The sequence below is a fragment of the Manganibacter manganicus genome, from assembly GCF_002075885.1.
Lineage (GTDB): Bacteria > Pseudomonadota > Alphaproteobacteria > Rhizobiales > Rhizobiaceae > Mesorhizobium > Mesorhizobium manganicum.
This window is the reverse complement of sequence record NZ_MDET01000017.1, coordinates 42,173-54,131: the sequence shown is the minus strand read 5'-3', so window position 1 is coordinate 54,131 and position 11,959 is coordinate 42,173. Positions and strand designations below refer to the sequence as shown.

Genomic DNA, 11,959 nt, shown 5'->3' with positions numbered 1-11,959 from the left:
CCATGAGCAATCCGAGACACAACACGCGCGACGTCTTTCCCCCGACCGGCGACCAGATCACCGCGAAAAGCTGGCTGACCGAGGCGCCGATGCGCATGCTGATGAACAATCTGCATCCCGACGTCGCCGAAAACCCGCATGAACTGGTGGTTTATGGCGGCATCGGCCGCGCCGCCCGCACCTGGAAGGATTTCGACCTGATCGTCGACAGCCTGAAAAAGCTGGAAACCGACGAGACGCTGCTGGTGCAGTCGGGCAAGCCGGTCGGCGTGTTCAAGACGCACAAGGACGCGCCGCGCGTCCTGATCGCCAACTCCAATCTCGTGCCGCACTGGGCGAATTGGGACCATTTCAACGAGTTGGACAAGAAGGGCCTGGCCATGTACGGCCAGATGACCGCCGGCTCGTGGATCTATATCGGTTCGCAGGGCATCGTTCAGGGCACCTACGAAACCTTTGTCGAGGCCGGCCGCCAGCATTATGGCGGCGATCTCAAGGGCAAGTGGATCCTGACCGCGGGCCTTGGCGGCATGGGCGGCGCGCAGCCGCTGGCCGCCGTGATGGCCGGCGCCTGCTGCCTCGCCGTGGAATGCGACGAAACCCGCGCCGACTTCCGCCTGCGCACCCGCTATGTCGATGCCAAGGCGCACACGCTGGACGAGGCGCTGGAGATGATCGATCGCTGGACCAGGGCCGGCGAAGCGAAATCCGTGGCGCTGATCGGCAATGCGGCGGAAATCTTCCCCGAACTGGTCAAGCGCGGCGTGCGGCCCGACATCGTCACCGACCAGACCTCGGCGCATGACCCGGTGCACGGCTATCTGCCGCTCGGCTGGAACGTCGCCGAATGGCGCGCCAAACAGGAAAGCGCGCCCAAGGAAGTGGAAAAGGCGGCGCGCGCCTCGATGAAGCTGCATGTCGCCGCCATGGTGGATTTCTGGAACAAGGGCGTGCCGACGCTCGACTACGGCAACAACATCCGCCAGGTCGCGCTGGAAGAGGGGCTGGAAAACGCCTTCGCCTTCCCCGGCTTCGTGCCGGCCTACATCCGCCCGCTGTTTTGCCGCGGCATCGGACCGTTCCGCTGGGCCGCCCTTTCGGGCGATCCGGAAGACATCTGCAAGACCGACGCCAAGGTGAAGGAGCTGACGCCCGGCAACCACCATCTGCACAACTGGCTGGACATGGCGCGCGAGCGCATCTCCTTCCAGGGGCTGCCGGCCCGCATCTGCTGGGTCGGCCTCGGCGACCGTCACCGCCTCGGCCTCGCCTTCAACGAAATGGTGCGCAACGGCGAATTGAAGGCGCCGATCGTCATCGGCCGCGACCATCTCGATTCCGGCTCGGTCGCCTCGCCCAATCGCGAGACGGAAGCCATGAAGGACGGTTCGGATGCCGTGTCCGACTGGCCGCTGCTCAACGCGCTGCTCAACACGGCGTCCGGCGCCACCTGGGTGTCGCTGCATCATGGCGGCGGCGTCGGCATGGGCTTTTCGCAGCATTCGGGCATGGTCATCTGCTGCGATGGCACCGAAGATGCGGATGCGCGGCTTGCCCGCGTTTTGTGGAACGACCCCGCGACCGGCGTCATGCGCCACGCCGATGCGGGCTATGAGATCGCGATCGACTGCGCTCGCGAGAACGGGCTGAACCTGCCCGCCATTCTGTGACGTCTTCGCGCGCCTCCGCTCACTGGCGGCGCGCGATAAAATGATTAATAGCTAAACTGTCAGTTTCTGTCGCCAAAATGTCCAGTAGGGAGAACAACATGACATTTTCCAAGACACTCAAATCGGCCCTGTTCGGCCTGGCCGTGCTTGGCCTGACCGCGCCGGCCATGGCCGACCAGCTTTCCGACATCAAGGCCGCCGGCAAGATCGTCACGGCCACCGACATGCACTATGCGCCCTTCGACATGCTCAACAACGGCACCTATGAAGGCATGACCAAGGATCTGTTCGACGGCGTTTCCAAGGAAATCGGCGTCGAGCCGGTCTATCAAGACATTCCATGGACCGCCGAACTGGCCGGCCTCGAGGTCAAGAAGTTCGACATCGTGATCGCGCCGGTCACCATCACGCCGGAGCGCCTCGAACGCTACGCCTTCAGCCTGCCGATCGCCGACGCCACCGTGGCGCTGGTCCGCGCCGCCAGCAACACCGAAATGAACAAGCCCGAGGACATTAAGGGCAAGACTGTCGGCGTCCAGCAGGGCACCGCGCAGTTCAAGCAGCTCCAGGCTTTCGGCAAGGAGCTGGGCGACGTGACGATCAAGGAATACGGCACCACGGATGAAGCCTATGCCGATCTCGCCGCCGGCCGTCTGGACGCGGTCGCGGGTTCGCTGCCGAACCTGACCTATCTGGTCAAGAACCGCCCCGAAACCTTCGCCATGTTCGAGAAGGCGACCTTCGGCCAGCCGACCTATTTCGGCTGGGTGATGCGCAAGGATGACGACAGCGCCAGCTTCGTCAAGGCGGTCAACGACGCGCTGTTGAAGATGACGGATGACGGCCGGATCAAGGAAATCCAGGAAAAGTGGCTCGGCACCTATACCGAACTGCCGCGCGAAGTTCCGACCAAGTGATGTAAGGCCGCGGGCGGGAGCGATCCCGCCCGCGGGCCGGCTCCAAGCGGAGGACCGATGTTTTCGATCCCCATTTTTCTGAACAGTTTCGAGCCGCTTTTCTGGGCCGCTCGCTATACGCTGCTGATTTCAGGGCTGGGCATCGCGCTCGGTCTGGTCGTCGGCGCGCTGATCTGCGCGGCCGCGCTGTCGGGCGTGACCTGGCTGCGCTGGTTCGCGGCGCTCTGGGTCAGTTTCCTGCGCGGGGTTCCGCTGCTGGTCCAGCTTCTTCTTGCCTATTACCTCCTGCCGGTCATCGGCATCAATGTGCCGGCGCTGGTCGCCGCCGTGGTGACGGTCGGCATCTGTTCCAGCGCCTATGTCTCCGAAATCTGGCGCGGCGCGATCATTTCGCTGCCCAGGGGCCAGTCGGAGGCGGCCACCGCCATCGGCATGCGCCCGCGCGACATCTGGACCCGCGTGATCCTGCCGCAAGCCTTTCGCATTTCCCTGCCGGCGGTGGTCAACGAACTGATCCTGCTGGTCAAGGCGTCCTCGCTGGTCTCGGTCGTCGGCATTCTCGAAGTGACCCGCGCCAGCCAGGCGCAGGCGGCCACGACCTTCCGCCCGCTGGAGGTTTATATCGCGGCGGCCTGCATCTACCTCATCATCAATCTCTGCTTCGCGGCGCTCGGGCGCTACCTTGAGTACAGGACGGCCGTCTGATGGACCTGAGCATCCTGCTGCAATATTGGCCGATCCTGCTCGACGGCTTCAAGCTGACGATCTTCGCCTGGGTGCTGGGCACGCTGTTCAGCATGATCCTCGGGCTGATCATCTCGCTGGCGCAGCGCTATGGGCCGCGCCCGCTGGGTTGGCTGATCCAGGCTTATATCGAGGTCATTCGCGGCACGCCGTTCCTGGTGCAGCTTTTCGTGCTCTATTATGGCGGGCCGCTGCTCGGCTTGCGGCTCGACGCCCTGCCGGCCGGCATTCTGGGGCTCAGCGTCTATGGCAGCCCCTATTTCGCGGAAATCTTCCGCTCCGGCTTTCTCGCCGTGCCGGTGGGCCAGCTGGAGGCGGCGCGCGCCATCGGTATGCACGAACTGACCATCGTTCGCCGCATCCTTTTGCCGCTCAGCCTCGTCTCGGCGCTTCCGGCGCTGGTCAATTTCGCCATCATCCTGACCAAGGAAACGGTGATCCTGTCGATCATCACCGTGCCGGAGTTGATGTATCAGGTCCAGCGCATGTCCACCGAAACCTTCCGCTATCTGGAAGCCAACCTTGTGCTGGCGCTGTTCTTCTGGGGGCTGGTCGAAACAATCTCGCGCTGCGGCCGCCTGCTGGAGACCCGCATCACGAAACATCTGGTCGAAAGGACCTAGAGCCTTTCATGGCTGGATTGAACCATTCTGCCGGAGCAGGTTTGGGCCAAGGTCGAGGGGTTCGGCGCAGGCCGGGCTGGTGGCCCCGACAAGCCGAAGCCCGATGGATTTGGCCCAAACCTGCCCGGCCCTTCGGGTTTCCGTTTGGTGCCCGCCCACTTCGTCAGGCCGCTTGGCCGATGAACCACATCGCCCTGCGCGGCCTTCCTCGTGGATCGGCTCGCCAAACGAGAAACAGAATGATTCAATCCAGCCATGAAAGGCTCTAGGATGGTAGAAGCCTCATCCGTCGAGATCCGCAAGGTCGACAAGTTCTATGGCCCTTTCCAGGCACTGAAGAACGTCGACCTTTCAATCCAGCCCGGCAAGGTGACATGCCTGATCGGGCCTTCGGGCTCCGGCAAGTCCACGCTCTTGCGCTGCATCAACTTCCTCGAGGAATATGATTCCGGCGAAATCAGCATCGACGGGCAGCTGATCGGCTATGTCAGCCCCGGCGGCCGCAAGATGCCCGGCCGTAAATTGCGCGAGATGCGCCGTTCCATCGGCATGGTTTTCCAGCAGTTCAATCTGTGGCCGCACATGACGGCGTTGCAGAACGTCGCCGAGGGGCTGATCCGCGTGCGCGGCCTGCCGAAAGCCGAGGCCGGGACCCGCGCCGCCGAGGCGCTGACCAAGGTCGGGCTGGCCGACAAGATGGCCAACCATCCCTCGCGCCTGTCCGGCGGCCAGCAGCAGCGCGTGGCGATTGCCCGCGCCATCGCCATGGAACCGCGCCTGATGCTGTTCGACGAGCCGACCTCGGCGCTCGACCCGGAACTGGTCGGCGAGGTGCTGAGCGTGATGAAGACGCTTGCCTCCGAGGGCATGACGATGGTCGTCGTCACCCACGAGATGGGCTTTGCCGCCCATGTCGCGGACAAGGTCGCCTTCATGGAAAAAGGCGAACTGGTAGGGGTCGATGCGCCCGACCGCATCCTGCATCACCCCGACGATCCCCGCATCCAGAGCTTCCTGCGCACCTATCACGAGCGCAACAGCTTCTGATCCTTCCGGCGCCATCTTCCGGCAGGCGGACGCCGCCCCTCTGCGCGTGCGGGGCGCACCGGCGCGCGCGTCAACCATCCGTTTCAGGAAGGTCAAACCACGCTTTCGAGGTAGGGCCCGGCTAAAGGGAGGAGAGCCGTCCGGCACCAAGAGAGTAATCGGCTCGTGCCGGCACCGCTAAAGGACATGATTTGCCGATGCCGGCCGCCCTAATGGTGAGCTTGGGGCCGCGAAACCGGAAAATATAGTTTCGGGAAGCGTTGGCTGACCCAGCGCGCACTCGAAAGCGCAGCTCATGAAGACATCGCCGCCGGACAATGATCGCGCCGCTGTGGCATCGCCGACAGGCGGTGCCGGATGGACCAATGTTCTTGGCGTGCGCGTTTCGGCGGTGAACCTCGAAAGCGCCGCAAGCCGCATCGCGGCGGCGGTTGCCGAAGGGCGCAGGGAATATGTCTGCGTTCGCGACGCCCATGGCCTCATCCGCTGCCAGAAGGACGCGGAACTTCGAGCCGCCCACAACCGGGCCTTCATGGTCACGCCCGACGGCATGCCGCTGGTCTGGGCGTTGAAGCGCACCGGGCACGCCGACAGCGACCGGGTGTATGGCCCGGACCTCATGCTGTCCGCGCTCGATGCCGGCAGGGCGAGCGGCCTGCGGCATTTCCTTTATGGCGCGACCGACGAAACGCTTGCGCGGCTCCAGGCCAGGCTGGTCGAGAAGTTTCCCGATCTTTGCATAGCCGGCGCACATGCGCCGCCGTTTCGCGAACTCTCGGCGGCCGAGGAGGCAGACATCGCCGCGCGCATCAACCGCGCGCACGCCGATATCGTCTGGGTCGGGATCGGCAGCCCCAAGCAGGAATTATGGATGGCGCGCATGCGCGCGCGTCTTGACGCGCCGGTCCTTGTCGGCGTCGGCGCGGCATTCGATTTTCACGCCGGCCTCAAGCGCCAGGCGCCGCGCATGATCCAGCGCAGCGGCTTCGAATGGGCCTTCCGTCTTGCCAGCGAGCCACGGCGCCTGTGGCGGCGCTACGCGGTGGTGGTGCCGAGTTTCCTCACATTGAGCCTGCTGCAACGCTGCGGCCTGCGGCAATTTCCGATCGAAGAGTGAACCTGAGATGTCCCTGTTTTCCGCGGCAACACTTGATCTGGAGCGAACGCGGCGCGGCCAGGACCAGTCCGCCATTGCGCCGGCCCATCTCTCGGCGGGCCGGTTGGCGCGGCTGGCCGTGCAGGGCTTGCTGATGGCAGGTGACGGCTGCGCCTATGCGCTCGCCGGGCTGGTGGTTTCGTGGCTCTCCCCAACCACCGACGATGGTGTGTTGAGCCGCATCCTTGTCCTGAGCGCGTTGGCGGTGATCGTGCTTTGCGCGTCGCGCTCGCTTTATCCGGGATACCGTATCCTCGCCCATGAGCGCCTGCGCCGCCGCGTGATGGTGTCGGCTCAGGTCGCGGCCCTGGCAATGGCGGGCGTTCTGCTGTTGCCGAACGGGATGCGGCTGGCGCTGCCGGTCGCGGCTTTCCTGGCGCTGGGCATGGTCGCGCAATCCGTGCTGCATGCGCTCGCCTCGCGGCTTTGCCGGTGGCTCGGCATCTGGGGCGAACGGGCGGCGATCGTCGCCGGCCCGGATTGCACCGCGGCGCTGACGGCGCACTTTATCCGCCACTGGCAGTTGGGAATCCGGCCGGAACCGGTTCCGTTGCAGGCGGCGCCCGCAGACCAGGTTCCGGTCGCGCTGGTCGCGGACGACATCTCCCTCGAAATGTTGGCGGGTCTGCGCGAGCGGTTCGCCGAAATCCTCATCCTGGCCGACATTCCGACCTTGAAACTGACCGGGCTTCATCACGCGGCCATGGCCGGGCAGATCGGGCTCCGCCTGACGGGGGCCGGCGGAAAAAATCCGGAGGTCGTTCGTCGCGGGTTCGATCTGGCCATCGCCATACCGGCGGCCATCCTGCTTGCGCCGCTGGTTCTCGGCGCGGCGATAGCGATCCACCTCTTCGATCCGGGGCCGGCCTTCTTCTGGCATGAACGGGAAGGCCGTGGCGGACGGCGGCTCCGCGTGCTCAAGCTGCGCACCATGTATCGGGACGCCGAACAGCGCCTCGAAGCGGTGCTGCGGGACAATCCCGAGATGCGGGCCGAGTGGCTGTCGCATTTCAAGCTGCGGCACGACCCCCGCATTCTGCCGGTGATCGGCCATCTGCTGCGCAAAACCAGCCTCGACGAACTGCCGCAACTGTACAACATCATCGCCGGCGACATGACCCTGGTGGGGCCGCGCCCGTTTCCCACCTATCACCTTTCGGCGATGGACAGCGCATTCCGCGCCAAGCGGCATTCGGTGATGCCGGGCCTTACCGGGCTCTGGCAAATCTCCGAACGAAGCGAGGCCGACATCGGCCTGCAACAGCAACTCGACGAATTCTACATCGACAACCGGTCGCCATGGCTGGACTGGCACATCCTCGTCAGCACCATCCCGGCCGTCTTCAGGCGCGGCGGAGCCTGGTGATCCGCCCAAACGAAAAATGGGAGCACGTCATGCAAGGGCAAAAACGCGTATTGGTAACGGGTGGAGCGGGATTCCTCGGATCTTTCCTGTGCGAACGGCTTTTGCAGGAAGGCCATGAGGTTCTTTGCGCCGACAATTATTACACCGGATCCCGCGATACGGTGCTGCACCTTCTCGATGACCCTCATTTCGAGGTCATCCGCCACGACATCACGTTTCCGCTCTATGTCGAGGTCGACGAAATCTACAACCTCGCCTGCCCCGCGTCACCGATCCACTACCAGTTCGATCCGGTGCAGACGGTCAAGACCAATGTCCACGGCGCCATCAACATGCTCGGCCTGGCCAAGCGCACCAAGGCGAAAATCTTCCAGGCATCGACCAGCGAGGTCTATGGCGATCCGGCCGTTCACCCGCAGGTCGAAACCTATCGCGGCTGCGTCAACCCGATCGGGCCGCGCGCGTGCTATGACGAGGGCAAACGCTGCGCCGAAACCCTGTTCTTCGACTATCATCGCCAATACGGCGTCGAGATCCGCATCGCCCGGATCTTCAATACCTACGGGCCGCGCATGCATCCCAATGACGGGCGCGTGGTCTCGAACTTCATCGTGCAGGCCCTGCGCAACGAGCCGATCACCATTTTCGGCGACGGCACGCAGACGCGCTCGTTCTGCTATGTCGAAGACCTCATCGGCGGTTTCCTCAAGCTGATGGCGGCGCCCGACGGCTTCACCGGCCCGGTAAATCTCGGCAATCCGGAGGAGTTCCAGGTCCGGGAACTGGCCGAGATGGTCATCGACATGACCGGTTCGAAGTCGCACATCGTCTCCAAACCGCTGCCGATGGACGATCCGACGCGACGCAAGCCCGATATCAGCCGCGCGCGGGACGAACTGGGCTGGCAGCCTTCCGTGCCGCTCTGCGAAGGCATCGAGAAGACGATCGCCTATTTCGAATGGAAACTTTCGGGCGCAAGCAAGGCCTTGCCAGGCGATGGCTGGCGCGTTTCCCGCCAGGCCCTGCCGCCCGCAGCCGACGGCCTGCACGGCGAGCCGGTGCGATTGGCAACGTGACCCCATGAATGCCCGGAGCAAGCCGAAGCTCGTCTTTTTCCAATGGGACCACAGCCCCAATGCCGATGCGTCCGGCTATTTGCTGCTGCACATGCAGCAGCAGGTGAAATGCCTGGAGACGCATTTCGATGTCGTGGTCGTATCCCATGATTGCGACTACGCCGAAATCTGCGACAGGCATGAGCCCGATCTCGCTCTGTTCGAGGCCGGTTATCGCTCGCACGGCTCACGGCGGCTGAAAATCGGCAATACAGGCGCCAATCCCGCCATTCCCAGGCTCGGGCTGCACAACGCCGATGCCTGGTGCGACCGCCGCGCCGGCTTTCTCTCCGACATGGAGCAATGGGGCATCGAGACCTGCTTCTCCATCGGCACGCTGACGCCGCATTACATGCCCGAACTGGGGCCGAACCTGTTCGTGTGGCCGAACTTCATCGATCCGGACGTGTTTCGCGACTATGGCCAGCACAAGGTCGTTCCGGTGACGCTGACCGGCCAGGTCTACGGGCTCTATCCATGGCGCCAGTCGGTCTTCCCGCTGATCCGCGACCGGTATCCATGCCTTGTTTCCCCGCAATACGACTATGCCAGCGCGCACGCCGCGCATCTGCTTTCGGGCGAAGCCTATGCGCGCGCCCTCAATGCCAGCCTTGTCGTGCCGACCTGCGGAACGTTTGCCGGCGAGGTCGTGCGCAAGCATTTCGAGATCCCCGCAACCGGCGCCTGCCTGCTCACCGAGCGCACCCCCGCACTGGACGCGGCCGGTTTCGTCGATATGGAAAACTGCGTTTTCGCCGACCATCGCAATGTCGGGCAAGTGCTGGATCATCTGTTCGCCAATCCGCGGGAACTGAGCCGCATCAGCGAAGCCGGCCACGCGCTGGTCCATGGCCGCCACACGCTGCGGCACAGGCCGCAGATCCATCAGTGGTTCATGCTGCAAAGCCAATTGCGCCCTGACGAAAAGATCGTCCAGAACGGCCCGTTCGGCGATCTCGTCAAGGCCGAAAAATCGGCACCCGAAAGCGCGCGCATCATTGTCGACGCACCCGACCGGGCCTTGCTCGAAGAAGCCGAGACGCTGCTGGCACATGGAAATCCGGAAGAAGCCGGACGAAATTATGCAAGCTGCCTCGATTACGTGTCGTACCTTCCGGAAGCCCGGTTCGGCCTGGCGCTCTGCGCCCTGCATATGGGCGAGGCGGACCGTGCCTGCCGCCTGCTTGCCGAACTCATCGAGACGACCACGGTCGACTATGGCGCGGCCGACCCCGATCCGGTCGAATGGAGCTATTTCCTTCTGGCGCTGGCCTGCCGCGGCGATGCCGCGCGGGCGCTGAGATTGCTGCATTTCTATCCGCGCCTGTCGCATCGCGAGTTGCGGCGCGCGCAAGCGGTGCTCGAAGTGCGAGGCGGCGCGCGGCCGGACACCGCCATCGGCGCGAACCGCAAGAGCATCCACCGGCTTTGCCAGCGAAGCGATCCGGAATGGTTCGCCTGGTTCGCGGATATACTGGAGCGCTGCGGGCAGGTCCGGCTTGCCGGCGAGATGCGCGGCGAAGCCGGTCCGGCCGGCCGGCGTGGTGCCCGCCGCGTCGGCGGGGCCATGCCGGTCCATGCCGGCTTCGGCCGCATGGCGGCAGGGCTGCTGACCGCGGGCCGCATGCCGAACATACCGGCTATGCGCGAGTTCCGGTATTTTCGCCATCTGGCGCGCAACCTGATCGCGCCGGCGTACAGGCGGCGACTGCGCAAGGTGCGCGATGCCGTTCTGGCGTCGCATGAGCGCCTTTCAGGCAGAGCCGGGCACAGGCGGGCGATGCCGAACCGCCCCGCCCCGACTCCTCCGGACATACGCCCATGAACACGGTGCGCCGGTCCATCGCCTTTTCGGTCATCGAGAAATATCTGGCGCAGATCCTGCTCGTGGCGACGACGATGGTGATGGCGCGCATCCTGACGCCGGCCGAAACCGGGCTCTACATGACCGCCAATGCGGTCATCATGCTGGCCGACAATTTCCGCACCTTCGGCGTCGGCGTCTATATCATCCAGGAAAAGCAGATCGAGCGCAGTGTCGTGCAGTCCGCCTTCACGCTGACGCTGTTCTTTTCGCTGACGATGGGGGCGATCATCTATTGCGGGGCCGGCTGGCTGGCCACCTTCTACGACGCGCCGCAATTGAGGACGCTGCTCGTCGTGGCCGCGCTCGGCTTCCTCGCCATTCCCTTTTCCAGCCCGGTCATGGCATTGTTGCAGCGCGAACTCGCCTTCAATGTCATCGCCGGCATCAATGTCGCCGCGGCGCTGGTCGCCTTCGCCATCACCGTCACGCTCGGCCTCGCCGGCTTCGGCCCGGTCAGCTATGCGTGGGGTTTTGTCGGCGCCAGTTTCACGATCGCGGCGCTGGCGACGGCGGTGCGGCGCAATTTCTGGATTTTCCGCGTTTCCTTCGCCCGCACGCGAGAACTCCTGTCGTTCGGCACCGTCTCCTCGCTCATCACCGTCTCGAACATCGCCTATGACATGCTGCCCCGCCTTGCCTTCGGCAAGATGCTCGGCTTCGATGCGGTCGGCCTTTACGCGCGGGCGCTCACCGTGTGCCAATTGCCGGACCGCGCCGTGGTCTCGGCCCTGCACCCGGTCGTCCTGCCCGCCTTCGCGGCGCAGGCGCGCGCCGGAGACTCGCTCAAGGCCTATTATCTGCATGGCCTCAGCCTGATAACGGCGGTGCAATGGCCGGCCCTCATCATGCTTTGCCTGCTGGCCGATCCGGTGGTCGATATCCTGCTCGGCGCGCAGTGGGGCGCGGTTCCGCCGCTGGTCCGTTTCATCGCGCTGGCCAATATGGCGCTCGCCCCCGCCGCCCTGACCTTCCCGGTTCTGGTGGCGGCGGGGCGCGTGCACGACGCCTTGCGGGCGAGCCTCACCAGCCTGCCGCCCTCGTTCCTGATCCTGATCGTCGCGGCGCTCCACAGCCTCGATGCGGTCGCCGCCAGCATGCTGGTGGTGGCGCCGCTGCAAATGCTGATCGCCTATCGCTATGTCAGCCCGGTCATCGGCCTTGGCTGGGCCGAACTGGCGCGCGCCGGACGGCACAGCGCGGCCCTGGCGATGGGCACGGCATTCGTGCCGGTCATCATCGTGGCCCTGTCGCCGACCGGCTTCGATCTCGGCTGGCTGCAAACCATGGCGGCGGTCGCCGGCGGCGCGGCCGGCTGGGGGATAGTGCTGGCGTTCGTCGATCATCCCCTGAAACGGGAGATCGTCGGAATCTGGATTTCTCTTTCGGCGTGGGTCTGGAGAAGGAATGCGGCGGCATCGCGATTGTAGCCGGCAGTCGGGTCATTGCAGGGCGTT

10 protein-coding genes are annotated in these 11,959 nt (G+C 64.7%); all 10 read left to right on the top strand.

Annotation, left to right across the window (positions count from 1 at the left end):
* Window positions 1-2: 2 nt before the first annotated feature.
* The 10 genes from hutU (at window position 3) to BFN67_RS12390 (ending at window position 11,932) form a co-directional block, all read left to right on the top strand.
* Window positions 3-1,670 carry a urocanate hydratase gene (hutU, locus tag BFN67_RS12435; RefSeq protein WP_080919884.1) on the top strand — a complete coding sequence of 556 codons (1,668 nt, stop codon included), beginning with the start codon at window positions 3-5 and terminating at the stop codon, window positions 1,668-1,670.
* Between the two features lie 98 nt (window positions 1,671-1,768).
* Window positions 1,769-2,587, top strand: coding sequence for a transporter substrate-binding domain-containing protein (locus tag BFN67_RS12430; RefSeq protein WP_080919883.1), 819 nt, complete (start codon window positions 1,769-1,771; stop codon window positions 2,585-2,587).
* A gap of 57 nt (window positions 2,588-2,644) precedes the next feature.
* Window positions 2,645-3,292 carry an amino acid ABC transporter permease gene (locus BFN67_RS12425; protein ID WP_080919882.1) on the top strand — a complete coding sequence of 216 codons (648 nt, stop codon included), beginning with the start codon at window positions 2,645-2,647 and terminating at the stop codon, window positions 3,290-3,292.
* Window positions 3,292-3,954, top strand: coding sequence for an amino acid ABC transporter permease (locus BFN67_RS12420; protein WP_080919881.1), 663 nt, complete (start codon window positions 3,292-3,294; stop codon window positions 3,952-3,954). Before BFN67_RS12425 ends, BFN67_RS12420 begins: the two co-directional genes overlap by 1 nt.
* 270 nt (window positions 3,955-4,224) lie before the next feature.
* Window positions 4,225-5,001 (top strand): amino acid ABC transporter ATP-binding protein, encoded by a 777-nt coding sequence (locus tag BFN67_RS12415; protein WP_080919880.1) that lies wholly within the window; start codon window positions 4,225-4,227, stop codon window positions 4,999-5,001.
* A 295-nt stretch (window positions 5,002-5,296) separates the two neighbouring features.
* Window positions 5,297-6,118: a WecB/TagA/CpsF family glycosyltransferase gene (locus tag BFN67_RS12410; RefSeq protein ID WP_080919879.1), complete on the top strand. Its 822-nt coding sequence runs from the start codon at window positions 5,297-5,299 to the stop codon at window positions 6,116-6,118.
* Window positions 6,119-6,221: 103 nt separating this feature from the next.
* A complete protein-coding gene (locus tag BFN67_RS12405) occupies window positions 6,222-7,523 on the top strand; it encodes a sugar transferase (RefSeq protein ID WP_245295244.1) in 1,302 nt (433 codons plus the stop codon).
* Window positions 7,524-7,552: 29 nt separating this feature from the next.
* Window positions 7,553-8,599 carry a UDP-glucuronic acid decarboxylase family protein gene (locus tag BFN67_RS12400; protein WP_080919911.1) on the top strand — a complete coding sequence of 349 codons (1,047 nt, stop codon included), beginning with the start codon at window positions 7,553-7,555 and terminating at the stop codon, window positions 8,597-8,599.
* A gap of 4 nt (window positions 8,600-8,603) precedes the next feature.
* Window positions 8,604-10,463, top strand: a complete 1,860-nt coding sequence (locus tag BFN67_RS12395) for a glycosyltransferase (protein WP_080919877.1) — start codon at window positions 8,604-8,606, stop codon at window positions 10,461-10,463.
* Complete coding sequence (locus tag BFN67_RS12390; protein WP_080919876.1) at window positions 10,460-11,932, top strand: lipopolysaccharide biosynthesis protein; 1,473 nt, start codon at window positions 10,460-10,462, stop codon at window positions 11,930-11,932. The genes BFN67_RS12395 and BFN67_RS12390 overlap by 4 nt, the downstream gene beginning before the upstream one ends.
* The last annotated feature ends 27 nt before the right edge of the window (window positions 11,933-11,959 follow it).